The 23,720-nt window shown below is 36.1% G+C and carries 29 protein-coding genes; 23 read left to right on the plus strand and 6 right to left on the minus strand.

The annotated features are described in order from the left end of the window. Nucleotides 1-117 precede the first annotated feature (117 nt). The 10 genes from KI369_RS18540 to KI369_RS18585 all read left to right on the plus strand — a co-directional run bounded on the left by KI369_RS18540 (nucleotide 118) and on the right by KI369_RS18585 (nucleotide 7,678). Nucleotides 118-1,644 (plus strand): sodium-dependent transporter, encoded by a 1,527-nt coding sequence (locus tag KI369_RS18540; RefSeq protein ID WP_000450094.1) that lies wholly within the window; start codon nucleotides 118-120, stop codon nucleotides 1,642-1,644. Further along, nucleotides 1,644-1,742, plus strand: coding sequence for a methionine/alanine import family NSS transporter small subunit (locus tag KI369_RS18545; RefSeq protein ID WP_000016829.1), 99 nt, complete (start codon nucleotides 1,644-1,646; stop codon nucleotides 1,740-1,742). The genes KI369_RS18540 and KI369_RS18545 overlap by 1 nt, the downstream gene beginning before the upstream one ends. Before the next feature lie 116 nt (nucleotides 1,743-1,858). Continuing rightward, the gene (spoVAA, locus tag KI369_RS18550; RefSeq protein ID WP_212956911.1) at nucleotides 1,859-2,479 is read left to right on the plus strand and encodes a stage V sporulation protein AA; all 621 of its coding nucleotides are present in this window, start codon (nucleotides 1,859-1,861) and stop codon (nucleotides 2,477-2,479) included. Further along, a complete protein-coding gene (spoVAB, locus tag KI369_RS18555) occupies nucleotides 2,472-2,888 on the plus strand; it encodes a stage V sporulation protein SpoVAB (protein WP_000572939.1) in 417 nt (138 codons plus the stop codon). The genes spoVAA and spoVAB overlap by 8 nt, the downstream gene beginning before the upstream one ends. A gap of 14 nt (nucleotides 2,889-2,902) precedes the next feature. Continuing rightward, on the plus strand, nucleotides 2,903-3,361 hold the full coding sequence (gene spoVAC, locus KI369_RS18560) for a stage V sporulation protein AC (RefSeq protein WP_212956912.1): 459 nt from the start codon (nucleotides 2,903-2,905) through the stop codon (nucleotides 3,359-3,361). 12 nt (nucleotides 3,362-3,373) lie between these two features. After that, nucleotides 3,374-4,390 carry a stage V sporulation protein AD gene (gene spoVAD / locus KI369_RS18565; RefSeq protein ID WP_212956913.1) on the plus strand — a complete coding sequence of 339 codons (1,017 nt, stop codon included), beginning with the start codon at nucleotides 3,374-3,376 and terminating at the stop codon, nucleotides 4,388-4,390. A 3-nt stretch (nucleotides 4,391-4,393) separates the two neighbouring features. Next, nucleotides 4,394-4,744 carry a stage V sporulation protein AE gene (gene spoVAE / locus KI369_RS18570; RefSeq protein WP_000345909.1) on the plus strand — a complete coding sequence of 117 codons (351 nt, stop codon included), beginning with the start codon at nucleotides 4,394-4,396 and terminating at the stop codon, nucleotides 4,742-4,744. Between the two features lie 5 nt (nucleotides 4,745-4,749). Further along, nucleotides 4,750-5,319, plus strand: coding sequence for a stage V sporulation protein SpoVABEA (spoVAEA, locus tag KI369_RS18575; RefSeq protein WP_212956914.1), 570 nt, complete (start codon nucleotides 4,750-4,752; stop codon nucleotides 5,317-5,319). Further along, a complete protein-coding gene (gene spoVAF, locus KI369_RS18580; RefSeq protein ID WP_212956915.1) occupies nucleotides 5,306-6,778 on the plus strand; it encodes a spore germination protein SpoVAF in 1,473 nt (490 codons plus the stop codon). The genes spoVAEA and spoVAF overlap by 14 nt, the downstream gene beginning before the upstream one ends. Nucleotides 6,779-6,874: 96 nt before the next feature. Continuing rightward, entirely contained in the window at nucleotides 6,875-7,678 is an 804-nt protein-coding gene (locus KI369_RS18585) for a Cof-type HAD-IIB family hydrolase (RefSeq protein WP_212956916.1), read from the plus strand. A 32-nt stretch (nucleotides 7,679-7,710) separates the two neighbouring features. Here the strand turns inward: KI369_RS18585 and KI369_RS18590 are convergent, their stop codons facing one another. Next, entirely contained in the window at nucleotides 7,711-8,577 is an 867-nt protein-coding gene (locus tag KI369_RS18590) for a DUF1002 domain-containing protein (RefSeq protein WP_000850510.1), read from the minus strand. A gap of 187 nt (nucleotides 8,578-8,764) precedes the next feature. Between KI369_RS18590 and KI369_RS18595 the strand changes: the two genes are divergently transcribed. The 3 genes from KI369_RS18595 (at nucleotide 8,765) to ribT (ending at nucleotide 10,039) form a co-directional block, all read left to right on the plus strand. Then, on the plus strand, nucleotides 8,765-9,202 hold the full coding sequence (locus KI369_RS18595; RefSeq protein ID WP_000853785.1) for a peptidylprolyl isomerase: 438 nt from the start codon (nucleotides 8,765-8,767) through the stop codon (nucleotides 9,200-9,202). Nucleotides 9,203-9,420: 218 nt separating this feature from the next. Next, nucleotides 9,421-9,603 carry a hypothetical protein gene (locus tag KI369_RS29515; RefSeq protein ID WP_238484938.1) on the plus strand — a complete coding sequence of 61 codons (183 nt, stop codon included), beginning with the start codon at nucleotides 9,421-9,423 and terminating at the stop codon, nucleotides 9,601-9,603. 67 nt (nucleotides 9,604-9,670) lie between these two features. Beyond that, a complete protein-coding gene (gene ribT, locus KI369_RS18600; protein ID WP_212956917.1) occupies nucleotides 9,671-10,039 on the plus strand; it encodes a GNAT family N-acetyltransferase in 369 nt (122 codons plus the stop codon). A 20-nt stretch (nucleotides 10,040-10,059) separates the two neighbouring features. Here the strand turns inward: ribT and KI369_RS18605 are convergent, their stop codons facing one another. Together KI369_RS18605 and KI369_RS18610 are read right to left on the minus strand one after the other, a co-directional pair. Next, nucleotides 10,060-10,578, minus strand: a complete 519-nt coding sequence (locus tag KI369_RS18605; RefSeq protein ID WP_212956918.1) for a DUF309 domain-containing protein — start codon at nucleotides 10,576-10,578, stop codon at nucleotides 10,060-10,062. Nucleotides 10,579-10,675: 97 nt separating this feature from the next. Then, on the minus strand, nucleotides 10,676-10,771 hold the full coding sequence (locus KI369_RS18610; RefSeq protein ID WP_000510194.1) for a YjcZ family sporulation protein: 96 nt from the start codon (nucleotides 10,769-10,771) through the stop codon (nucleotides 10,676-10,678). 169 nt (nucleotides 10,772-10,940) lie between these two features. On the opposite strand from KI369_RS18610, the gene KI369_RS18615 reads away from it, so the two are divergent. From KI369_RS18615 to phnF, 6 genes are all read left to right on the plus strand, one after another. Then, on the plus strand, nucleotides 10,941-11,684 hold the full coding sequence (locus KI369_RS18615) for a segregation/condensation protein A (RefSeq protein ID WP_212956919.1): 744 nt from the start codon (nucleotides 10,941-10,943) through the stop codon (nucleotides 11,682-11,684). Nucleotides 11,685-11,842: 158 nt separating this feature from the next. Further along, nucleotides 11,843-12,415 (plus strand): segregation/condensation protein ScpB, encoded by a 573-nt coding sequence (gene scpB / locus KI369_RS18620; RefSeq protein ID WP_000375162.1) that lies wholly within the window; start codon nucleotides 11,843-11,845, stop codon nucleotides 12,413-12,415. 79 nt (nucleotides 12,416-12,494) lie between these two features. Further along, nucleotides 12,495-13,397, plus strand: a complete 903-nt coding sequence (locus KI369_RS18625) for a ComEC/Rec2 family competence protein (protein WP_212956920.1) — start codon at nucleotides 12,495-12,497, stop codon at nucleotides 13,395-13,397. Nucleotides 13,398-13,605: 208 nt separating this feature from the next. After that, entirely contained in the window at nucleotides 13,606-14,748 is a 1,143-nt protein-coding gene (nagA, locus tag KI369_RS18630; RefSeq protein WP_212956927.1) for an N-acetylglucosamine-6-phosphate deacetylase, read from the plus strand. A 4-nt stretch (nucleotides 14,749-14,752) separates the two neighbouring features. Beyond that, the gene (gene nagB / locus KI369_RS18635; protein ID WP_212956921.1) at nucleotides 14,753-15,541 is read left to right on the plus strand and encodes a glucosamine-6-phosphate deaminase; all 789 of its coding nucleotides are present in this window, start codon (nucleotides 14,753-14,755) and stop codon (nucleotides 15,539-15,541) included. Next, entirely contained in the window at nucleotides 15,471-16,202 is a 732-nt protein-coding gene (gene phnF, locus KI369_RS18640) for a phosphonate metabolism transcriptional regulator PhnF (RefSeq protein ID WP_002194085.1), read from the plus strand. The genes nagB and phnF overlap by 71 nt, the downstream gene beginning before the upstream one ends. A 70-nt stretch (nucleotides 16,203-16,272) precedes the next feature. On the opposite strand, the gene KI369_RS18645 is transcribed toward phnF, so the two are convergent. Next, the gene (locus KI369_RS18645; protein ID WP_212956922.1) at nucleotides 16,273-17,079 is read right to left on the minus strand and encodes an HAD family hydrolase; all 807 of its coding nucleotides are present in this window, start codon (nucleotides 17,077-17,079) and stop codon (nucleotides 16,273-16,275) included. A gap of 165 nt (nucleotides 17,080-17,244) precedes the next feature. On the opposite strand from KI369_RS18645, the gene glcT reads away from it, so the two are divergent. The 4 genes from glcT (at nucleotide 17,245) to ptsP (ending at nucleotide 22,607) form a co-directional block, all read left to right on the plus strand. Further along, on the plus strand, nucleotides 17,245-18,093 hold the full coding sequence (gene glcT, locus KI369_RS18650; protein ID WP_212956923.1) for a glucose PTS transporter transcription antiterminator GlcT: 849 nt from the start codon (nucleotides 17,245-17,247) through the stop codon (nucleotides 18,091-18,093). A 339-nt stretch (nucleotides 18,094-18,432) separates the two neighbouring features. Then, the gene (gene ptsG / locus KI369_RS18655; protein WP_212956924.1) at nucleotides 18,433-20,496 is read left to right on the plus strand and encodes a glucose-specific PTS transporter subunit IIBC; all 2,064 of its coding nucleotides are present in this window, start codon (nucleotides 18,433-18,435) and stop codon (nucleotides 20,494-20,496) included. A gap of 135 nt (nucleotides 20,497-20,631) precedes the next feature. Continuing rightward, nucleotides 20,632-20,895 carry a phosphocarrier protein HPr gene (ptsH, locus tag KI369_RS18660; RefSeq protein ID WP_000411080.1) on the plus strand — a complete coding sequence of 88 codons (264 nt, stop codon included), beginning with the start codon at nucleotides 20,632-20,634 and terminating at the stop codon, nucleotides 20,893-20,895. Further along, nucleotides 20,895-22,607 (plus strand): phosphoenolpyruvate--protein phosphotransferase, encoded by a 1,713-nt coding sequence (gene ptsP, locus KI369_RS18665; RefSeq protein ID WP_000174216.1) that lies wholly within the window; start codon nucleotides 20,895-20,897, stop codon nucleotides 22,605-22,607. The genes ptsH and ptsP overlap by 1 nt, the downstream gene beginning before the upstream one ends. A gap of 97 nt (nucleotides 22,608-22,704) precedes the next feature. Here the strand turns inward: ptsP and KI369_RS18670 are convergent, their stop codons facing one another. Beyond that, nucleotides 22,705-23,067 carry a DUF3915 domain-containing protein gene (locus KI369_RS18670; RefSeq protein ID WP_212956925.1) on the minus strand — a complete coding sequence of 121 codons (363 nt, stop codon included), beginning with the start codon at nucleotides 23,065-23,067 and terminating at the stop codon, nucleotides 22,705-22,707. 196 nt (nucleotides 23,068-23,263) lie between these two features. Further along, nucleotides 23,264-23,482, minus strand: coding sequence for a hypothetical protein (locus KI369_RS18675; protein WP_212956926.1), 219 nt, complete (start codon nucleotides 23,480-23,482; stop codon nucleotides 23,264-23,266). Nucleotides 23,483-23,720 lie beyond the last annotated feature (238 nt).

Below are 23,720 nucleotides of genomic sequence, written 5' to 3' on the forward strand. Positions count from 1 at the left end.
ATGGCTTTAAATAGGAGTAGAATATAAACTTTCGTAAAAATTAACAGAATTTATTGATAATTTAGTAAATTTAAAATATAATCCAATTATGAACTTGTCACAAAGGGGGAAGGAAATATGGAAACGAGGCAACAATGGGGAACGAGGGCTGGATTTATTTTCGCAGCGGTAGGTTCTGCCGTTGGATTAGGAAACATATGGCGTTTTCCTTATACAGCGTATGAAAATGGGGGAGGCGCATTCTTTTTACCGTACTTATTCGCATTATTAACGACTGGTATTTCATTATTGGCGTTTGAATTCGCTCTTGGGCATCGTCACCGTGGTTCCGCGCCACTTACGTTCTTCCGTATTAGTCCACGTGCTGAATTCATCGGATGGTGGCAAATGTGTGTAACATTTATCGTTTCAACATATTATGCAGTAATTATTGCTTGGTCTATTTCGTATACGTATTTTGCAATTACTGGAGCATGGGGGAAAGACACGCAATCATTTTTATTTAAAGAGTATTTGCATGTTGCAGATAAGCCAGGGCAGTTTGGAGGGCTCGTACCGGAAGTATTAATTCCATTAGCTCTCGTTTGGATAATTGTGCTTGGTGTTGCATTCAAAGGAGTTAAAAAAGGAATTGAAGTTGTTAACCGCATTTTCATTCCTTTACTAGTTGTTATGTTCCTTATTATCGTAGTTCGTGCAGTGACGATGGAAGGTGCGATGCAAGGATTAGATGCATTCTTTAAACCAGATTGGAGTCGTATTTTTGATGGGAAAGTATGGCTTGCTGCTTACGGTCAAATTTTCTTTAGTTTATCTTTAGCATTTGGAATTATGATTACGTATTCTAGTTATTTACCGAAAAACTCTGATACAACAAATAATGCCTTTATTACTGGGTTTGCAAACTCAGGATTTGAATTATTAGCAGGGATTGGGGTCTTTGCTGCTCTTGGATTTATGGCAAACAATATGGGAGTACCGGTTGATAAAGTAGCAAGTGCTGGTGTAGGGCTTGCGTTCGTGGTATTCCCGCAAATTATTAATGAATTACCGATGTCACCGTTATTTGGCGTATTATTTTTCCTATCATTAACGGTTGCTGGAATTACATCCCTCATTTCGCTTGCGGAAGTATGTTTTGCTGCCGTATCTGAAAAGTTCAGCTTAAGCCGCCAAAAAACAATTGGAATTATGGGGACGCTTCTCGTACTAGTTTCTCTTGTTTTTGCAACACGTGGCGGGCTTATGTTCCTAGATGTTGTGGATTATTTCGCTAACAACTTCGGATTAATTTCAATTGCATTAGTAGAAGTTGTTACGATAGGGCTCATTCTACGCCGTTTACCAGTTTATCAAAATCACGCAAACTTCGTATCTGATATCAAGTTAGGAACGTTTTGGAGAGTGAGTTTACTCGTTATTACTCCGCTTATGTTAGGATACATGTTAATTGATGGTACAATCCAAAATATTAAAAAGAACTATGGAGATTATCCAACGGAGTTCGTCGTAACATATGGTTGGTCAATTGCAGCAGCGTTCCTTATCGTTGCGCTAATCATTAGTTTAAAGAAATGGAATGCACAAATACATTCAGATTCTGCTAAGCTTGAAAAAGAATGGAAAGATCGGGGTGTTTCATAATGAGTGGATCAGCTATTATGATGATGGTTATTGGTATGGTAGTCATTTGGGGAGGACTTGCATTAAGTATTGCAAATTTATTTAAGAAAAAGGCATAAACTAAAAAACATCTGTACCGAAATGGTACAGATGTTTTTTTATGAAAAAATTGTATTAGAAAAAAATTCAATAACCATACTACAACTACGAGGAAGAGTAAAGAGGTGAATGGAAATTGGAACAAACAATTTATATTAAAATGCGTAATCGATTAAAAGTTTCTCCTACGTATGAAGTAAAGCTAGGTGATGTTGCTCAACTTGCCGGAGATGCTGCAGTAGTGCAGTCGTTACAAGATGAGGTAGTTTACAAAATAACAGCGCATGATAAGACGCATGTTGTAATTGATGTTATGAAAATTATTGAGATTATTGGGCGAAAAGCGGCCCATATACAAATTAATTTACTCGGTTCTGGACAAACTCTTGTTGAAATTATATATGAAAAAAAGAAAGTACACCCGATTTTCTTCGGACTTGTATGGTTGTTACTTTTCATTGGAGCCGCCCTTGCGATTATTTATTTTCATGAAGATGTAAGCATGCAACAAGTGCACCAACGGTTATATTACATGATTACAGGAGAATTTAAGGCGCAGCCACTTTTATTTCAAATTCCGTATTCATTAGGTCTTGGGCTAGGTATGGTCTTATTTTTTAATCATGTATTTCAAAAGCGAATTAATGAAGAGCCGAGTCCGTTAGAAGTAGAGATGTTCCAATACCAGCAATCACTTGACCAATATGTAATTGTTCATGAAAACAAGGATAATATGAAACAACTTGCCGATGATTGAATCTGGGTTTGTTATTCTAATTGGTTTAGCGGGAGGAATTGCAGTAGGTAGCGGATATGTCGCGTTTTTAGCTGTACTTGGTATAATCCCCCGGCTAGCTCAATTAACGAGAAGTGGAAAGCACATTCAATATTTTGAGTGGGCCGTTATTGCAGGTACGTTAACAGGGGCTTGGTGTAGTTTGAAAAACATTACATTTCAAACATCGCAATATTGGCTTGTTATATTAGGTATATTTTGTGGCACATTCATTGGAATGCTTGCAGCCGCATTAACAGAAGTGTTAAATGTTTTACCTATTTTAGCGAAACGAGTAGGGGTAGAAGGAAAAATCGTCGTGTTACTCGTTGCTCTTGTACTTGGCAAAGTAATAGGCTCATTGTTTCACTGGATTTATTTCGTAAAGTAGGAGGCAATATATAAATGACAGGACGAAAACTAAAGGATGATTACATAAATAAAGTGAAGGAGTATCATCCCAAACCAAACTATTTCATAAATTGTGTCAAGGCATTTCTTGTAGGTGGACTTATTTGTACTTTCGGAGAAGCATTGATGAAATTTTATATACATTATTTTCATTTTAGTGAACAAGAAGCAGGAAATCCGACAGTTGCAACGCTTGTATTATTATCGGCGATTTTAACAGGCTGTGGTGTATATGATAAAATCGGTCAATTTGCAGGAGCGGGATCGGCTGTACCAGTTACTGGGTTTGCGAATTCTATGGCAAGCGCTGCGCTAGAACATAAGAGTGAAGGAATTGTGCTTGGTGTTGCTACAAATATGTTTAAGCTTGCGGGAAGTGTTATCGTTTTTGGAGTCGTTGGTGCATACATTATTGGGTTAATAAGATATACTTTTAACATTTTGATGTCTTAAAGGAGGGGTAGTATGAGGTTGACAGGAAAACAAACGTGGGTATTTCAAAATGATATTTATGTAAATGCAACCGGTACTGCTGTTGGTCCGAAAGAAGCTGAAGGCCCTCTTGGAAAGGATTTTGATATTTCATATGATGATTTACATTGCGGAGAGGAAAACTGGGAACTTGCTGAACGAAGATTAATGTCAGATTCGATTCAACAAGTCGTGCAAAAAGGAAATGTAGAAACATCACAAATTGATTTCTTTTTAGCGGGTGATTTATTAAATCAAACAGTGACAGCAAATTATGTTGCACGTAAATGGGGGATTCCTTTTTTAGGAATGTTTAGTGCCTGTGCGACTTCGATGGAGACTTTAGCGGTCGGGTCAGCCTTTATAGACGGTGGATTCGCAAATCGTGTTTTAGCGACGGTAAGTAGTCATAATGCAACGGCTGAAAGACAGTTTCGTTATCCAACAGAGTATGGAGGACAAAAACCAGGAACAGCAAATTCCACTGTTACAGGTGCAGGATCCATATTAATTAGTAAAGAAAAAAGCGCCATTAAAATTACGGCAGCTACGATTGGAAAAGTGCAAGATTTAGGAATTACGAATCCTTTAGATATGGGATCGGCAATGGCGCCGGCTGCTGCTCATACAATTCAACAACATTTTGAAGATTTGAAGAGAAGTGCAGCTGATTACGACTTAATTGTTACCGGTGATTTATCAGCTGTTGGAACACCAATCGCGAAACAACTTTTATTGGAAGAAGGTTATGATCTTGGGCATATATATAATGATTGCGGATTAATGATCTATGATTCCGATCAAGAAGAAGTATTTGCAGGTGGTAGTGGCTGTGCTTGTTCGGCTGTTGTCACATATGGTCATTTATTAAGCGAGATGCAAAAAGGGAATTTACAACGAATTTTTGTCGTTGCTACTGGTGCGCTATTAAGCCCAATGATGATGCAACAGAAAGAAACAATTCCAACAATTGCACATGGTGTCGTATTTGAGAGAGTGAAGGGAGAGTGAATTGTGGATTTTATATATGCATTTCTTGTAGGAGGCGCTATTTGTGTAATTGGACAGGTATTGTTAGATTTTGCAAAGTTAACACCAGCCCATTTAATGGCTACCTTTGTAGTCATAGGAGCAGTTTTAGATGGATTCGGATTGTACGATAAGCTTATAAAGTTTGCTGGTGCTGGGGCGACAGTTCCTATTACAAGTTTTGGACATTCTCTATTACATGGGGCCATGCATGCGGCAGAAAAACACGGATATATAGGGATTGGTATGGGTATGTTTAGTTTAACGTCTGCAGGCATTTCTGCAGCGATATTATTTTCATTTTTTGTAGCACTTATATGTAAACCGAAAGGATAAATCAAATGAGACGAAGGGTTGTTTTGGTCACAGATGGAGATGAATATGCAAAGCGAACAATTGAGCTTTTAACGAAGGAATTTGGGGGAAGGTGTATTTCAGCATCACAAAGTAATCCAACCAAATTGACAGGGAAGAAAGTTGTTGAGCTTATTATGCAAACGCCATATGACCCTGTATTTGTCATGTTTGATGACAGTGGATTTATTGGAGAAGGATCTGGTGAAAAGGCTTTAAAATATGTAGCCACACATAAACAAATTGATGTACTGGGGATTTTGGCAGTAGCGTCTAATACACATCATTGGGAATGGGCCCGTGTAGATGTAAGTGTAGATCGGAATGGGAATTTAACCGAATACGGTGTTGATAAATTTGGACTTCCAGATGGTGAAATTGGCAGAATTAGCGGAGATACAATTTATTGTTTAGATGATTTGAATGTTCCTATCATTGTGGGAGTTGGTGATATCGGTAAGATGTGTGGAAACGATGAATGGGAGAGAGGATCACCAATTACTAAAAAAGCAATTCAGTTAATTTTGGAAAGGAGTGGATTTTATGACGAAGCCTAAAAAAGTGGATATCCCTATTTCATCTTTTTTAAGTGATAATGAAAATTATTTAAAGCAAACAGCTGGATTAGGGGTTACATACGATGTTGGCATACGTAAATTTCAAATTTTAAATAAAGAAATTGGTGTGTTGTTTGTAAATGGACTTTGTGATACGAATTATATTATCCCTATTTTAGAAGAAGCGGTGGATACAAATGAAATAAGGGATGTAGAAGAAGATACAGTGAAGCTTTTAGAGAATCGATTAATTCATCAGCAAGTAAGTAAAGTGAAAACGATGGATGAGGTAATGCTCCAAGTATTATCAGGACTCATCATTATATTTGTAGAAGGTGAAACGGAAGCGTTTGCGATAGATGTTCGTAGTTATCCGGGCCGGACGCCGACAGAACCAGATACAGAAAAGGTAGTACGTGGTGCAAGGGATGGATTTGTGGAAAATATCGTTGTAAATACGGCTTTAATTCGTAGAAGAATACGTGATCCACGTCTTCGAAATGAAATGATTCGAGTAGGAGATAGATCACAAACGGATATTTGTATTACATATGTACAAGATGTTGCAAATCCGGATTTAGTTAAGATTATAAAACAAGAATTAAATAACATTGAAGTAGACGGGATTACGATGGCGGATAAAACGATAGAGGAATTTGTAGTTAAACAAGGCTATAATCCTTTCCCGCTTATTCGATACACAGAAAGACCAGATGTAGCGGCAAATCATCTACTAGAAGGACACGTATTAGTACTTGTGGACACATCACCAAGTGCTATGATTACACCGACAACATATTTTCATCATTTACAACATGCAGAAGAGTTTAGACAAAATCCAGCTGTAGGTACATTTTTACGTTGGGTACGTTTTTTAGGTGTTATATTTTCGCTGTTCTTATTACCATTTTGGTTAGTTTTTGTATTTGATCCAACTCTTTTACCAGAAAGTCTTGCTTTCATTGGACCAAACAAGATGACGCATTTACCAATTTTATTACAAATTTTGATGGCTGAAATTGGACTTGAATTTTTAAGGATGGCTGCCATTCATACACCGACATCATTATCATCTGCAGCAGGATTAATTTCTGCCATATTAATTGGGCAAATTGCCATTGATGTAGGTTTGTTCGTGCCAGAAGTAATTTTATATGTAGCAGTTTCTATGATTGGAGCATATGCAACACCGAGTTATGAACTAGGGCTTGGGAATAAAATCGGGAAGCTCTTTGTCATTATTTTGACAGGTATATTTCATGAAATGGGATTTGTAGTTGGAATGACGATATTAATTTTATTTTTAACGTCTATAAAAAGTTTACAAACACCGTATTTATGGCCGTTTTTACCATTTGATTGGGGAGCATTAACAAAAATTCTACTCCGTCCAACGATGTCTAGTTTAAAAGTACGCCCAAGTATTGTAAAACCTCAAAATGTAAGAAGACAAAAATAAACGGGATTATACACCCGTTTATTTTTTTAGTAAAAATTTATTGTTTTTTAACAAAAATCAAACATTTTTTGTGTACACTTAGAGTAGACATTGTGTATGGAAGGGGAAGAGGACATGATTAAATTATTTGTAAGTGATTTAGATGACACGCTCGTTTACAATGTGAATCATATGCAAAAAGAAGATGAACGGGCACTTTGTTGGTTAGCTGAAAAAGGGACAAATATTTGCTTTGCCTCTGGCCGCTTTACTCATCGAATTGATGAAGTTGTAAATAGGTTTGCATTCCCGTATTACACAACTAGTTTAAATGGAGCAACGATGTTACTGCCGGATGGAAAAATATTTCATGAATCAAATTTTGAAGATGGGATTGCCCAGGAAATATATCGATATATCCATAAAAAGGGACTAGCAGATATTGTTTGTGCAAATGAGCAGCGATATACAAAAAGAAAGAATGAACATCATCATAATTTTGAAACGTATATGGGCGTGCATATTGCTGAGATAGAAGCATTAGAAGAAGAATTTGGTAAGACTGTACATCCTGCGAAATTATTTGTTTTTGGGGAAGAAGAGACAATTGTAGCATTAGATCAAGAATTACGAGATACATTTCAGGGCGAAGCGGAAGTGTTTATGTCTGGTAAACGCTATGTTGACATTATGCCGAGGGGAGTAAGTAAAGGGAGTGCTTTAAGGCGACTAATGGAACATTTGCAAATTGAAGCAAATGAAGTCGCATGCATTGGAGATTCTTTCAATGATATTTCTATGTTTGAAGTAACCCCGCATTCATTTACTCTACATCATGCTCATCCATATGTGAAGCAGAAGGCAAATCATATTGTTCGTTCGGTTGAAGAAGCTGTTATGAAACTACCGTTACTCGTATAAAAAAAGAAGCTCGTCACTGACGAGCTTCTTTTTTACTTGAATAACGATTTAACAAAATCAATGATACTTGAGAAGAAATCTTTCACTTTATCTAGGAAACTTTGCCCTTCTTCAGATCCTAAAAAGGCAGAAACATGTTCTTTTGCTTTATTTAACTGACTGCCAACTTGATTCCAATCGATATTAAGATTTTTCATTTTATCAAATAGCGCAACTAAGTTATCTAGCTGTTCATCCGTTAATGTAATACCAAGTTGATCCGCAATTTTTTTAATTAATGAACGTAAATCTTCAGTCGTTTTTGGCTGTTCTTTGGCAATTTCTTCTTTAATTTTTGCAACAAGTTGAACTGCTTTTTCTTCACCAATTTTATCGCCGAGCTGGGCTGTTTGCACCATTTCTTCATTGGCTACTTTTTTTACTTCCTCAGGAATTGCTTTGTTCGATGTTGTTTCATAGGCTTTCATTAAACCAGTTAAAGCAGCGGTTCCTGAAACTTTAAATGGTGCAGTAATTTGAATTTCTGCATCTTTCACACCTGCTGTAATAAGTGCGTTTGTGTACATTGCATCTGTTATCGAATTAATATTTTTTGAGCGTACAATAAGGCCAGATCCTGGCTTTGTGTATGTGATCATAGAAGAGGAAATTGCTCTCGTACCAATTTGTGCTTTTGGAACAATTCCTTCTAGAAATTTATGTTCTTCCGCATTAGACACAGTTATGATTGTAGCATCTTTTGGTGCTTTCATTTCTTTTAACAGATCTTGTTTTTGTTGTTCAGACAAGTTTTCTCCTAGTGTAACAATTGATTCTCCTTCGATGATGTCTGCAAACGAAGCTGTTGGCATCATAAATACCGTTACAGCTAATAGCAGAGCTAGTAATTTCGTTTTCACGAAAAATCGCTCCCTTTCTCTTTCTAAAATTTTCGGGCAACACAGTTATTATAGTATATATTTTTTATTTGTCACCTAGCTTTTTCCACATTTCAAAAAAGAAGTATGTAGATTGTCGGATTCTTTTTGTTTCTAGTCACGAATGTGGTAATATAGTGCTGAGATAGTTGAAAGGAGACATATACATATGAAAACTTTAGGATACATATTAATGGAAAATGGTGAAAAAATCGATTTAGAATTTTTCCCAGAAGAGGCACCAAAAACAGTAGAAAACTTTAAAAAACTAGCAGAGCAAGGATTTTATGATGGTGTGACATTCCACCGCGTTATTCCTGGCTTCGTAAGCCAAGGTGGAGATCCAACAGGAACAGGTGCGGGTGGACCAGGTTACTCTATCCCATGTGAAACTGATGGAAATCCTCATAGACACCTTGTAGGATCACTTTCTATGGCTCATGCTGGCCGTAATACAGGCGGTAGCCAATTCTTTGTTGTTCATGAGCCACAACCGCATTTAGATGGTGTACATACTGTATTCGGTAAAGCAACAAGCGGTATCGAAACAGTATTAAACATGCGTCAAGGCGATGTAATGAAAGAAGTTAAAGTTTGGGAAGAATAAGTTAATGGGAAAAGAGAGCGATTGCTCTCTTTTTTGTTTTTAGTAGGAATGGGTATTTCGTTTACAGTACATGATACAAGTAGTACTGTTATTGTAGTGAAAATATGTCGCGTATGAGAACAAAATTTTAACAAATTACATAGAATACATTAGATTACATGCTTCAATAAATATTTTTTATTACATTCATTTTGCTAGAATTCATTTGCTCTCAGGTGATGCACATTGAAGTGATAAGGAGCGGTAGATGTTTCTTTTCGCTTTCATATAACAACGTTTCTCCTTCTATCTACTTAGAAAAAATAGTACTGAAACATATATTTGACTTTCTTCTTTTCGCTTTGTATGATTATCAAGTTGTTTTAAGCCCTTCTCACTCTGTTGAAAATATTGTAAAATGAATGTGATATGAAAAGAGTGGTTGAGGGGATTAATAGTTTGTAACTTTTGTAAGAAGGGATAAGGGTTATGTTAATTCGTTTTAAAAAAAGTTATGAAAAGATTGCAATGGGGCTTCTTTCATTTATGCCAACGGAAAAAGATGTGAAAACATTACAATTGACTATGAAAGATTATGAAGCAAAGGATGATTGGCAATTGTATTTGTGGAAACAAAATGAAGATTTTGTTGGGATAATGGGGATTGTAAAAAAAGAGAATCAAGTTTTGGAAATTCAGCATTTGAGTGTGAACCCATCTCACCGTCATATGGGTATTGGGACGAGGATGGTACAAGAGTTAAAGAGTAAATTTCTTGAGTTTACAATTTGCGGAAATGAGCAAACAGCAAGTTTTTGCAAAAAGTGTAAAGGGCTTGAACAAAATATACATTCGTGAAAGCAGAGATAAGTAGTTTATTATCTCTGCTTTCTTTTTTGTAATTGCTCATTTCGTTCAGTAATGACTTCTGTTCGATCACGTAATGTGTGCTTATGTATTATATAGTCACTACAAGTAGTATTTACGTCTTTCCAAGGGAGGTTTTGTTTCTGACATAATTCCATGCAGTGCTTTTCTAATGCTGTATCTGTTAATGGTAAAAATAACGATGTGAAATGTTCTTCTTTCTGTATAGATTGCAATCTATCCTTGAGTAAGACTAGAAGTTGGGTGGCATTTATTCCTAAACGTAGTAAAGGTGTACTGTTTTTTTCTAAAATCGTTATGGCGCTTTTCATCATCTTCTCTGCACCATTCCAGTTAGAGCGTCTTTGATGGTATAAAGAAACTGCAATTTGAATGAGACCTACTAAATAATGATCACGATCTCCTCTGGGCTTTTCCTTCCAATATTCTTCCAGTATTTCGTGGCATTCAAAATAATCATAATCTCCGTGAAAATGAATTAAAAATTGTATGTATTCGGTAGGATACATGTTTTTCACCCCTGTTTAACGGTTATAACTACAAGTGTATCATAGAAATATGAACAATAAACGACTAGGGAATTTCCCCTAGTCGTTATTGTTCATATTAGCAGAAGCAAGCTGCCCCTACAATAATTAGTAAAATAAACAATACAACAAGTAATGCGAACCCACCGCTAAAACCGCAATCAACGTGACCCATAGTTTTTTGACCTCCTACATTGTTCTTACTACACTGTTATCATATGAAGCGGTGGGCATGATGACATAGGCATCGGTCTATTTTTAATTAAATTTCTTAAAAAGGTTGGATAGAACATGAGTATGCTCTATACTTATGTTGTTATAGAAAAAATGTGGTGGGATGCTTTGTGCAGTATAATTTTAAAGTAGAGGCTTTTGAAGGGCCTTTAGATTTATTGTTACATTTAATACATCGTTATGAAATTGACATATATAATATTCCTGTAGCGGAAATTACAGAGCAATATTTATCTTATGTTCATACGATGAAAGAACTACAATTAGATGTTGCAAGTGAGTATTTAGTAATGGCTGCGACTTTATTACAAATTAAAAGTAAAATGTTGTTGCCGAAACATGAAGAAGATGTACTTGATAACGGTGATGACTTTATAGATGATCCTCGTCAAGAATTGATGGAGAGGTTAATTGAATATAAGAAATATAAGCAAGTTGCTACTGAGCTAAAAGAAAGAGAACAAGAAAGAGCACAGCTATATACACGTCCGCCAATTGATTTTACATCATTGCAACAAGAAGAGGAGACAAACTTGCCTCTTGATGTTACGTTATATGATATGCTAGCGGCATTCCAAAAATTAATACGCCGTAAAAAAGCAAAGAAACCTGTAACAACACGTATTACTCGTCAAGAAATACCAATTGAACAGCGCATGACTGATATTTTAAAACAGTTAGAAATACAAGGTGGTCGTCAAAGTTTTTATGATTTGTTTGTTGATGACGAACGGGAAATAATGGTTGTAACATTTTTAGCGGTTCTTGAGCTTATGAAAAATCAACAAATCATAATTGAACAAGAACATAATTTTGATGAAATTTTCGTATCAAGCTCTACTAAATCTGCATAGATTTAGTATGGGAAATGGGATGGAAATATGATATCTCATGCTAGGTTTGAATGTATCGTTTGGAACAAGAGAAAAAATATTGAACCGAACGCATTGATTGTGATTCGGTTTTTTGATGTGTATTTTTATGGAGAAAATAGAAGGAAGGAGCTCGTAAAATGGATAGAAAAGAACAAAAATCAATCATTGAAGGGCTTTTATTTGTTTCTGGTGATGAAGGGATTTATCCAGAACAAATAGCGAAAGTTCTTGAAATTGAAGGAAACGAAGTAATCGATATTTTAGAAGAAATGCAAAAAGAATGTGAAGGTGCACACCGCGGTTTGCAAATTGTACAGTATGCAAAAGTATATCGTTTTGCTACAAAGAAAGAACATGCCTCGTACTATCAAAAATTAATAGATATCCCAACAGCTGCTTCACTCTCTCAGGCTGCTCTAGAAACGTTAGCGATTGTGGCATATCGTCAACCGATTACAAGGACTGAAATGGAAGAGATTAGAGGGGTAAAAACCGATAAGGCGTTACAAACGTTAGTTTCACATTTACTTATAAAAGAAATGGGCAGAGCAGAAGGACCAGGGCGCCCTATTTTATATGGAACAACGAAAGAATTTTTGGACACATTTGGACTAAAAACATTAGATGATTTACCGGCACTTTCTGAAGAGAATGAACAAATGAATGAAGCAGATTTATTCTTTGGTTCTTTACAGGAGATATCGAAATAAAAGCTTAGCATTTTGCTAAGCTTTTTTTGTATATCAATTATATACCGTGCCATACTAATTGAAAAAAAGGAGACGAGTTATGAGAGGTATGCGAAGTATTTTATTGTTAGTTTCTGTTTTGTTATGCTTTTCTTTAAATAGTGCATCGGCCGAAAGATATATGATGTCTATTCATACCGCGTCTCCTTTACATATACAGCGTCAACATTTTGGTAAAATGAAAGTGAGTTTTTTAAAAGTTGGGCAAGGTGACGCAACACTTATTACATTGCCAAATGGACAAACGATGTTAATTGACGGGGGACCTTATGAAGCCGGTGAGGTTATCATTCAAAAACTAATCGAAAAAGGGATTAATCATTTAGATGTTATCGTCAGTACGCATCCTGATATGGATCACATTGGAGGATTGATTCCGATTGTAGAGCAAATGCCGGTATCACTTATATTAGATAGTGGAAAAACGTATAGTTCTTTTACGTATCACACATACCGGAATCATATTAAAAAAAGAGGAATTCCTTTCGTTTCGGTAAAAGAGGGACAATACATACCACTAGATCCGCATGTTTCCATACAAGTATTAAACAATGGGAAATCAAAAGATGAAAATAATGAATCTTCAATTGTGTTAAAGGTAAGATACGGAAAAGCGGATTTTTTACTAATGGGTGACGCTGATGTGCGGACCGAAACTGAAATATTAAAGCAATTTGATGTACATGCAGATGTGTTAAAGGTGGGACATCATGGCTCATATACTTCAACAAGTGAAATGTTTATAAAAAAAGTAGAGCCACAGTTCGCAATACTTTCATATGGAAGCAGAAATCCGTATGGGCATCCGCACCAAAGTGTAGTGAGACGCTTAAACCGACATGGTATAATGATATATGGAACAAATAAACGTACAGTAGAAATGGAAACAGATGGCGAGCATATTACAATTGGCACTAGTGGATTAATGCCATTACTTAAATGAGTAATAGGATACGAGGATATTCCCCCTTTTTGGAAAACTGAATAACATATATTATAATTGCGAGAGATGCAATAAGTATCCTTTTTGTTAAACAAAAAGGAAATTTTATTCGAATGTCTAGACAACTACTCGTGCATATATTAAGATGGAATTAGGCGAATAAGGTAATAATAACAAGTAGGTATTTCATGGGAAAGGATCGATGAAAATGAAAACGCAAGTTGTCATCAATGCCAAAATTTATACAGGTCAAGAAGTAGTGGAAAACGGATTTATTCGTTACGCAGAAACAATTAAAGAAATTGGTTTGATGGCTCAATATGTATCACAAGAAAATGAAGCGGTTTTAGATGCGGCAGGGAAGATTGTGATTCCAGGTATGATCGATGTTCATATTCATGGTGGATACGATATTGATGCGATGGATGCAAATAGCGATGGGTTAGTAACTCTAGGTAAAGAAATGTTAAAAGAAGGAGTTACAACTTACTTCCCAACAACAATGACACAATCTCCAGAAGCAATCGAAGCGGCACTACATGCTGCGAAGGAAGCGAAAGAAAAAGGAGCACATTTCGAATATATTCACTTAGAAGGACCGTATGTTTCAAAAAAACGTGCAGGTGCACAACCACTTGAACATATTGTTCCTGCGAATATTGAACAATTTAAACAATGGCAGGAAGCAAGCGGGAATCTAATTAAATTAGTAACATATGCACCTGAAGAAGAAGGTGCGTTAGAGTTTGAGCAGTATCTTGCTGAAACTGGTGTTGTTGGCACAATGGGACATACAGATGCAATTGATGCGCAACTAAAAAATAGAAACATTACACATGCAACGCATTTATACAATCAAATGCGTGGATTACATCACCGTGAACCAGGGGTTGTTGGTCATGTGTTATTAAATCCAGATGTAATGGTTGAAGTAATTACAGATGGTATTCATATTCACCCTGATATGGTGAAATTAGCATATAAATTAAAAGGACCGAAAAAGGTAAGTGTTATTACTGACGCAATGCGTGCAAAAGGTCTTGAAGATGGATTATATGAGCTTGGCGGACAGCCAGTACATGTAAAAGATGGTAGTGCTCGATTAGAAGATGGAACGTTAGCTGGTAGTATTCTAAAAATGGATCAAGCTTTCCGAAATGTAATTGAATTTACAGGTTGTTCAATCGAAGATGCAGTACTAATGACATCAGTTAACCAAGCAGAAGAGTTTGGATTAAATCATAAAGGTGCATTAGCGGTAGGAAAAGATGCAGACTTTGTTGTGATGAATGAAGATTTACATGTATATGATACAGTTCGTTTAGGAATTCATATGAAGGAAGGGAAGTAATTAAATGAATATTCTTGTTGTAAAAACCCCAGAAGAACTAGCAGAAGCAGGTTATAAATTAATTGAAGAAGTAGTAAAAACAAAAGAAAACCCAACATTAGGAATGGCTACAGGAAGCTCTCCATTAGGTATTTATGCAGAAATGCGAAAAAATAAACTTGATACAAGCCATGTAACCACTGTAAACTTAGATGAGTACGTAAATTTACCACATGAAGATAAAAACAGCTATCACTATTTCATGCAAGAACAGTTGTTTGATCATCTTCCATTTAAACAAACTTATGTACCAAACGGGATGGCAAGTGATTTAGAGGAAGAGTGCAAACGTTACGAGGGCATTCTAGCTGCTAACCCAGTTGACCTACAGATTCTTGGAATCGGTGAAAACGGTCACATCGGATTTAACGAACCAGGAACACTGTTTAATTCTCCAACAAACATTGTTGAATTAACAGAATCTACACGCCAAGCAAACCTTCGCTTCTTCGAAAAAGAAGAAGATGTGCCAACTCATGCGATTACAATGGGAATCGGAAGCATTATGAAAGCGAAACAAATTCTACTTGTTGCTATGGGTTCTAAAAAGGCAGAAGCTATTAAAGAATTATTGCAAGGTGAATATAGTGAAGCGTGTCCTGCTACAGTTTTACAACGTCATCCGAATGTAACCGTAATCGCTGATCAAGAAGCTCTATCTTTATGCAGTGAGGCGATTGCTGATGAACATCGACAAGTATTCACCATTTCCGATCTATTATCAGATTCAAGAGTGGGTGAAACAGCTAATTGAGGACGGCGAATGGAAGCCGGGAGATAAAATCCCATCTGAGAATGAACTTTGCGATAAGTTCGAAGTGAGTCGTATGACAATCAGACAGGCGATTAATAATTTAGTGGAACAAGGTTATTTATATCGGAAACGTGGAATTGGTACGTTTGTCCAACTTCCGAAAGTGGAACAAAAATTGCAAGGAATGACGGGATTCACAGAAGATATGATTTCTCGTGGGATGAATCCAAGTAGTCAATTACTTAGTTTCCGCCTAGTTCCAGCTACTGCGAAAATAGCAGACCGGTTGAGAATACAGGAGGGAGAGTCGGTTTATGAAGTGAGGCGTATTCGCTTAGCTGATGATGAACCGATTGCTTTTGAGACGACATATTTGTCGCCAGCTCTTGTAAAAGATATTAACGAAGAAATATTGCAACAGTCTTTATATGAACATTTAGAGAAAAAACTGGGCTTTAAACTTGTTAGCGCTACTCAATCAATTGAAGCTTCAATTGCAACAGATAATGAAGCTGAACATCTGCATATTCCTAAAAAGGCGCCGGTTCTTGTAATGCGTCAATGGTCATATTCAGAAGGTGAAGTACCGTTAGAGTATGTGAAATGTATTTATCGTGGGGATCGTTATAAGTTTATTACAAACATCGCACGTAACAAATAATATATTTCAGTTTGTGAAGTACAGTTAATGTCAAATTGTTGAACATGTAAAGAAAAAATACGACTCATCCTTATAAGGAGTGAGTCGTATTTTTATTATGAGCAATTACGTGGTTAACAGCATCTTTAACTGTATTTACTACATAGTGAGCGTGTTCTTTTACTGCGTCATCTGCTTGAGACATAGCAAAACTGTGAGGAGTTAAAGAAAACATTGGAATATCGTTATAAGAATCCCCTATGCAAGCAATTTCCTCTGGTTGTATTTGAAATTCTTGTAATAAAACAGAAATAGCAGAACCTTTACTAATATTAGGTGGCATTACATCTAAACATTGTTCTGCTGAAATGAATGTACTAACTTTTCCATGGAATTTTTCATCAATTTTTTTCTGAAGGAGTTGTAAGCTTTCCTTTGTTCCGCCAACAGAGATTTTATTTGGGAAAATTGTATCATCAATTTTCTGTAATAGATGCGGTTCTTCAACAGAAGTCATCGTTACTTGTTGTTCAAGCTCATGAATAAACGGCGTCTTCTCTTCAATGTAATAATTATGCTCATCACTTACATAACGAAAATAAGGATCTTCATTTGTCATTGCTAACAGGTCAGGTAGAATACTCGAATCGAATGTTGCGGATAATAGTTGCTTGTTTTCATGTGTATACACGAAAACACCATTTACACTAATACGATGGAAATTTGTATTTACAGCTTTCATTAAGTCTGCAATTTCATTATCTAGTCGACCAGAAGCGAAACAAAGAATAACATTTTGCTCAGCAAGACTACGAAGTGCTACAATATCCTGTTCGTCAATTAACCCTCCGTGTTGCATCATTGTACCATCGATATCACTTACAAACATTTTAATCATGTTGTTATCCCCTTTCTATGTACAGTTGCTCTTACATTATACGCATCATATATAAACATGTCTAAAAAACGAATTTTTATGAAATGGTAGATGTTTTACATTGACGACAAAGAAGAATATTCTGTAACATAAAAGCAGGCTATTTAAGTACTAGGGTGGTGTTATATGAGTAATTATCTAGAAATTAAAAAAGTTTTAAATAATAATGTCATCATTGCTAGCCATCCTGAACATGAGGAAGTAGTAGTGATTGGTAAAGGAATTGGATTTGGGAAAAAAGCGAAAGACGTATTGGAGCAAGAACAAATTGAAAAAATGTTTGTTTTAAAAAATGAACGTGATCGTGAACAATACAAACTGTTAGTGCCGCATGTAAGCGAAAAATTAATTGAATTAATGAATGACATTATGTTCTACATTCAAGAGAAAGCAAAATCACCATTGAACGAACATATTCATATCGCTTTAACAGATCATATTTCTTTTGCGATTAAGCGGTTAAAACAAGGACTTACAATTGATAATCCTTTTTTAGTTGAAACGAAAATGCTCTATCCAGAGGAATATGAAATTGCTGAAGGTGTTGTAGACCTTTTAAATTCTCGTTTGCAAATTACATTGCCAGAAGGAGAAGTTGGTTTTATTGCACTTCATATTTACAGTTCGCTTACAAATTCAGATTTATCTTCAGTTAATCAAAACTCCCGTCTCATTGCACAACTTGTATCTTTAATTGAGACAAACTTACAAATTACATTAGACCAAGAAAGTATCCACTATTTACGCCTTATCCGTCATTTACAATATGCGATTGAGCGGGTGAAAAAAGGGGAGAAAGTAGAGGAATCACAAAGTTTTGCTGATTTATTAAAGGCGGAATATCCTGCCTGTTATAATTTAGCTTGGAAACTAGTTAAGGTCATGCAAAAAGAATTGCAACTTCCTGTGTATGAAGCAGAGAGCATATATTTAACGATGCACCTGCAGCGCTTAGTGAAAGCAGAGCATGTGTAAAAAGACATATATTTTTGTCTAAAATGAAAACGTTAAAAAAAATCATTGAATCGCTTACAATAGTTATGTATAATAACTATTGCAAAGTTATACAAATTTCGACAAACACATTAAGGTAAGTAGCGAAAACGTTTGCCTTAATTATAGTGAACTTATACGTAAACCTATTTTTGACACGTGTTACTGATTCGATCAGGCATGAGTGGAGAAAAGTAAGGAATGTAAGCTTGAGAAAGGGATATACTACCCTTTGTATAGCTATCGTTCTATCTTTTTTTCCTCATGTCTTTTTGGCGTTTGTCGGAAGGTATCAATATAGATAAGAGAGGAAGGGTTTCCATGTTTAAGAAGATCTTTGGTGTTCTTCAAAAAGTCGGAAAAGCGTTAATGCTTCCAGTAGCGATTTTACCGGCAGCAGGTATTTTACTTGGATTTGGTAATGCATTTCAAAATCCACAGTTAACAAATGTTATTCCTGCTTTAAAAGCAGACTGGTTCGTAATGGTAGCAAAAATTATGGAACAATCTGGTGATATTATTTTCGCTAACCTTGCATTATTATTCGCAGTTGGGGTAGCAATTGGTTTAGCTGGTGGAGACGGAGTAGCTGGTTTAGCAGCATTCGTCGGCTACTTAATTATGAACAAAACGATGAGTGTGTTCTTAGAAGTAGATAAGCTAGTAAAAGTAACAAGTTCTGGAGCAGACCCAGTAAAAATTGGATTTGCTGATCCAGCATATGCAAATGTATTAGGAATTCCAACGCTACAAACTGGAGTGTTTGGTGGTATTATTGTCGGTATAGTAGCGGCATATTGCTACAATAAATACTTCAACATTGAATTACCATCATACTTAGGTTTCTTCGCAGGTAAGCGTTTCGTACCGATCGCAACTGCAACATTCTCTTTAGTAGTAGGTATTATCATGTGCTTCGTTTGGCCATACATTCAAGGTGGCTTAAATACGTTCTCACATCAAATGATTGATGCAAATAGAACGATCGCAGCATTTATTTTCGGTTTAATTGAACGTTCATTAATCCCATTTGGATTACATCATATTTTCTATTCACCGTTCTGGTTCGAATTCGGTCAGTACACAAATGCAGCTGGCGAATTAATCCGTGGTGACCAAAAAATCTTTATGGCACAGTTAAAAGACGGCGTAGAATTAACAGCAGGTACATTTACAACTGGTAAGTATCCGTTCATGATGTTCGGTCTTCCAGCAGCAGCGTTAGCAATGTACCATGAAGCACGTCCAGAAAACAAAAAATTAGCAGCTGGTATTTTAGGTTCTGCTGCATTAACATCTTTCTTAACAGGTATTACAGAACCACTTGAATTTTCATTCTTATTCGTAGCACCAGTATTATTCGGAATTCACGCCGTATTCGCTGGTCTATCATTTATGACAATGCAAATTTTAGGTGTTAAAATTGGTATGACATTCTCTGGTGGTTTAATCGACTTTATGTTATTCGGTGTATTACCAGGCCGTACAGCATGGTGGTGGGTAATTGTTGTTGGTCTTGTACTAGCAGTTATTTACTACTTCGGATTCCGCTTCGCAATCCGTAAATGGAATTTAAAAACACCTGGTCGTGAAGTAGCAAATGCTAATGAAGGTGCAGGAAAAGCAGAAGCTGGTGAACTTCCTCGTGAAGTATTAGTTGCACTTGGTGGTAAAGAAAACATTGCTTCTTTAGACGCTTGTATTACTCGTTTACGTGTTCAAGTTAACGAACAAAAGAATGTAAACAAAGATCGCTTAAAAGAGCTTGGAGCAGCTGGTGTACTTGAAGTTGGAAATAACATTCAAGCTATTTTCGGACCGAAATCTGACACGTTAAAATCACAAATTCATGATATTATGTCAGGTCGTACACCTCATGTTGAAAAAGAAGAGCCTGTAAAAGTAGAAGAAGCTCCTCAGCAAGTTGATGAAAACGAAACAATCGTTTCACCAATTGAAGGAAAAATCTTACCGATTACAGAAGTACCTGATCAAGTATTCTCAGGAAAAATGATGGGAGACGGATTTGCAATCGAGCCAACAGAAGGAACAGTAGTTTCTCCAGTTAACGGTGAGATCGTTAATGTATTCCCTACAAAGCATGCAATTGGTATTCAATCTGAAGGCGGAAAAGAAATTTTAATCCACTTCGGTATTGATACTGTAAAATTAAATGGTGAAGGTTTTGAAGCGCTTGTAGCACAAGGCGACAAAGTGAAACAAGGACAACCATTATTAAAAGTAGATCTTGCATTTGTAAAAGAAAATGCACCATCTATCATTACACCAATTGTCTTTACGAATTTACAACAAGGACAACAAGTCGAATTGAAAAAAGATGGAAATGTTAAGAAGGGCGAAAACGCAATTATTGACATTCAGTAGGAATTTGACGCAAAATGTTTATAATTATAATAGGCGATGTGGTTGACCGAACATCGCCTATTATATACAATAGATGATGTAGTACTCACATCTATACAACTAAAAAATACTGTAATTTAAAGGAGATAAATTATCATGGAAAAAATCTTTAAAGTAACTAGCGACTCAGGAATTCATGCTCGTCCAGCAACTCTACTTGTAAACACTGCAAGCAAATTTGGTTCTGACATTAACTTAGAGTATAACGGAAAGAACGTTAACTTAAAATCAATCATGGGCGTTATGTCTTTAGGCATTCAACAAAACGCAGAAATTAAAATCACTGCAAATGGTGATGATGCAGCTCAAGCACTAGCAGCTATCGAAGAAACTATGAAAAACGAAGGATTAGGAGAATAATGACTCTTAACATTCAAGGGATCGCTGCATCAAGTGGGATTGCTATTGCAAAGGCTTTCAGACTTGAGAATCCTGAATTTAACATTGAAAAGAAATCAATTACAAACGAAGCTGCTGAAATTGCACGCTTAGACGCTGCGCTTGAGAAAGCAAAAACTGAATTAGAAGCAATTAAGGACCACGCTTTTGCTGAGCTGGGTGCTGATAAAGCTGCGATCTTTGAAGCACATTTATTAGTATTAAATGATCCAGAACTAGTAAACCCAGTAAAAGATAAAGTAAATAGCGAAAAAGTAAATGCTGAATTTGCAATGGATGAAGTTGCATCAATGTTTATTTCTATGTTTGAAAACATGGATAACGAATATATGAAAGAACGTGCTGCGGACATTCGTGACGTAACAAAACGCGTTCTTGCACATTTACTAGGAATTAACTTCTCAAACCCTGGTACAATTTCTGAAGAAGTAATCATCATTGCTGAAGATTTAACACCATCTGATACAGCTCAGTTAAACCGTAAGTATGCAAAAGGTTTTACAACTGATATCGGTGGACGTACATCTCACTCTGCAATTATGGCTCGTTCTATGGAAATTCCAGCTGTTGTTGGTACGAAAGTTGTTATGGAGAAAATCCAAAACGGCGATATCGTAATCATCGACGGTTTAGATGGAGAAGTAATTGTAAATCCATCAGAAGAAACTCTTCGTTCTTTTGAAGAAAAGAAAGCGAAATTTGAAGAGCAAAAAACTGAATGGGCAAAATTAAAAGACCAAGCTACTGTAACAAGTGATGGACATCATGTTGAGCTTGTTGCAAATATCGGAACACCAAATGATGTACAAGGTATTATCGATAATGGCGGAGAAGGCGTTGGTTTATACCGCACAGAATTCTTATACATGGGCCGTGACAATCTTCCAACAGAAGAAGAGCAGTTCGAAGCGTATAAAGCAGTTCTTGAAGGTGTAAAAGAAGGTCAACCTGTTGTTGTTCGTACACTTGATATCGGTGGAGATAAAGAGCTTCCATACTTACATTTACCAAAAGAAATGAACCCATTCTTAGGATACCGTGCAATTCGCTTATGTCTTGATGAGCAAGATGTGTTCCGTACACAACTTCGTGCATTACTTCGTGCTAGCGTATACGGTAACTTAAAAATTATGTTCCCAATGATTGCAACTCTTGATGAGTTCCGTCAAGCGAAAGCAATCTTATTAGAAGAGAAAGCGAAACTTGTAGAAGCGGGTACAACTGTTTCTGATTCTATTGAAGTTGGTATGATGGTTGAAATCCCAGCTTCAGCAGTATTAGCAGATCAATTCGCTAAAGAAGTTGATTTCTTCTCTATCGGAACAAATGACTTAATCCAATACACAATGGCTGCAGACCGTATGAACGAACAAGTATCATACTTATACCAACCATATAACCCATCTATTTTACGTCTTGTAAAAATGGTTATCGATGCTGCTCATAAAGAAGGCAAATGGGCTGGTATGTGTGGTGAGATGGCGGGAGATTCACTTGCTATCCCATTATTATTAGGATTAGGTTTAGATGAGTTCAGTATGAGTGCAACATCTATTCTTCCTGCAAGAACACAACTAAGCAAGTTGTCAAAAGCAGAAATGGAAACATTAGCAGAAAAAGCATTAATGATGTCAACTGCTGAAGAAGTTGTTGAACTAGTTAAAAGCATATAATTAATAAAAAAACCTGAGTCGATTTGAAATCGGTCTCAGGTTTTTTCTATGAGAAAAGTAAATCTTATTTTCTTACTATAGAGGATAAGACACAGAACTAGATAGCGATAGCAACGATATCAGTTGGGCATACACGTAAAATACCATTAAAAGTATTACGTTGACGGTTCTTATCATCTTTGTCGTTGTCTTTATCATCTTTATTATTATTGTTACGAGCTAAAGCAGAGAAAAGAGCAACGCCGTTAGCGAAACCTTCAAAAATTACATTGTTGAAAGATCCAATACCTTTAATGCTTAAAAGAGAAAGTTCTGTTCCAACTGAAATGCTAGCAAGTACGTTACATACAGCTGGTTGTTGTGGCTTAACTACTTCTTTCTCTTTTTCACGACGGTCACACTCTCTTTCATGATGATGACAGTCTCTAAAGTTATCACAGCATCCAAATGATCCAAACATAATCCTCATCACCCCCTTCACACTTATAATCTATGTAAGTTCGGTAGTGAGTGACTGGACAGAGAGTGGAATTTTTTCTAGGGGATTTTCTCATTTTAAATGACTAGCTGGGTGTTTACTACGGGATGATGTTTAAAATAGGATAGATATCACAAAAAAATGTAAAGACCACCGAAATGAATGAAATAGGTAGCCTTTACACTTTTTTGCTTTTATATAAAACGATGATATATACAGGAAGAGCTAGGAGTAGTGGTGCAATGGATCTTGCAGTATGTTTTTCTGATTCTAATTGGAACGCTTCTTCTTTAGGAAATTGTAATACTGAAATGTTCGCAGCATCCCCAATAAAATATAGAAGCAGTACAGTTACTATGTAACATAAAAGTGCAATAAAGCTTCCGTATGAACTCAATGAAAATCCCTCTCTTGTTATCTATTTGTTATCATTGTATCATAATTGTAACAAAAACACACGGTTATATTTCAATGCTTTAACAAAATTCGACATGAAACGCCATTTTTGTATATGAAAATAGCATAAAATTTACTATTTTTTTATGTGTAGATGTCGAATTATACATTGTAATATTACGGATGTGTGACAGGATAAAAAAGAAACGAAGGTAATTTCATTACCTTCGTTTCTTTTT

The organism is Bacillus sanguinis (assembly GCF_018332475.1).
Lineage (GTDB): Bacteria > Bacillota > Bacilli > Bacillales > Bacillaceae_G > Bacillus_A > Bacillus_A sanguinis.

Excerpts from the sequence above, each read along its gene's own strand:
- KI369_RS18540 (WP_000450094.1), top strand. The coding sequence starts at position 118 with ATGGAAACGAGGCAACAATGGGGAACGAGGGCTGGATTTATTTTCGCA.
- KI369_RS18545 (WP_000016829.1), top strand. The coding sequence starts at position 1,644 with ATGAGTGGATCAGCTATTATGATGATGGTTATTGGTATGGTAGTCATT.
- spoVAB (WP_000572939.1), top strand. The coding sequence starts at position 2,472 with ATGATTGAATCTGGGTTTGTTATTCTAATTGGTTTAGCGGGAGGAATT.
- spoVAC (WP_212956912.1), top strand. The coding sequence starts at position 2,903 with ATGACAGGACGAAAACTAAAGGATGATTACATAAATAAAGTGAAGGAG.
- spoVAD (WP_212956913.1), top strand. The coding sequence starts at position 3,374 with ATGAGGTTGACAGGAAAACAAACGTGGGTATTTCAAAATGATATTTAT.
- spoVAEA (WP_212956914.1), top strand. The coding sequence starts at position 4,750 with ATGAGACGAAGGGTTGTTTTGGTCACAGATGGAGATGAATATGCAAAG.
- spoVAF (WP_212956915.1), top strand. The coding sequence starts at position 5,306 with ATGACGAAGCCTAAAAAAGTGGATATCCCTATTTCATCTTTTTTAAGT.
- KI369_RS18585 (WP_212956916.1), top strand. The coding sequence starts at position 6,875 with ATGGAAGGGGAAGAGGACATGATTAAATTATTTGTAAGTGATTTAGAT.
- KI369_RS18595 (WP_000853785.1), top strand. The coding sequence starts at position 8,765 with ATGAAAACTTTAGGATACATATTAATGGAAAATGGTGAAAAAATCGAT.
- KI369_RS29515 (WP_238484938.1), top strand. The coding sequence starts at position 9,421 with ATGCACATTGAAGTGATAAGGAGCGGTAGATGTTTCTTTTCGCTTTCA.
- ribT (WP_212956917.1), top strand. The coding sequence starts at position 9,671 with ATGTTAATTCGTTTTAAAAAAAGTTATGAAAAGATTGCAATGGGGCTT.
- KI369_RS18605 (WP_212956918.1), bottom strand. The coding sequence starts at position 10,578 with ATGTATCCTACCGAATACATACAATTTTTAATTCATTTTCACGGAGAT.
- KI369_RS18610 (WP_000510194.1), bottom strand. The coding sequence starts at position 10,771 with ATGGGTCACGTTGATTGCGGTTTTAGCGGTGGGTTCGCATTACTTGTT.
- scpB (WP_000375162.1), top strand. The coding sequence starts at position 11,843 with ATGGATAGAAAAGAACAAAAATCAATCATTGAAGGGCTTTTATTTGTT.
- KI369_RS18625 (WP_212956920.1), top strand. The coding sequence starts at position 12,495 with ATGAGAGGTATGCGAAGTATTTTATTGTTAGTTTCTGTTTTGTTATGC.
- nagA (WP_212956927.1), top strand. The coding sequence starts at position 13,606 with ATGAAAACGCAAGTTGTCATCAATGCCAAAATTTATACAGGTCAAGAA.
- nagB (WP_212956921.1), top strand. The coding sequence starts at position 14,753 with ATGAATATTCTTGTTGTAAAAACCCCAGAAGAACTAGCAGAAGCAGGT.
- phnF (WP_002194085.1), top strand. The coding sequence starts at position 15,471 with ATGAACATCGACAAGTATTCACCATTTCCGATCTATTATCAGATTCAA.
- KI369_RS18645 (WP_212956922.1), bottom strand. The coding sequence starts at position 17,079 with ATGATTAAAATGTTTGTAAGTGATATCGATGGTACAATGATGCAACAC.
- glcT (WP_212956923.1), top strand. The coding sequence starts at position 17,245 with ATGAGTAATTATCTAGAAATTAAAAAAGTTTTAAATAATAATGTCATC.
- ptsG (WP_212956924.1), top strand. The coding sequence starts at position 18,433 with ATGTTTAAGAAGATCTTTGGTGTTCTTCAAAAAGTCGGAAAAGCGTTA.
- ptsH (WP_000411080.1), top strand. The coding sequence starts at position 20,632 with ATGGAAAAAATCTTTAAAGTAACTAGCGACTCAGGAATTCATGCTCGT.
- ptsP (WP_000174216.1), top strand. The coding sequence starts at position 20,895 with ATGACTCTTAACATTCAAGGGATCGCTGCATCAAGTGGGATTGCTATT.
- KI369_RS18670 (WP_212956925.1), bottom strand. The coding sequence starts at position 23,067 with ATGTTTGGATCATTTGGATGCTGTGATAACTTTAGAGACTGTCATCAT.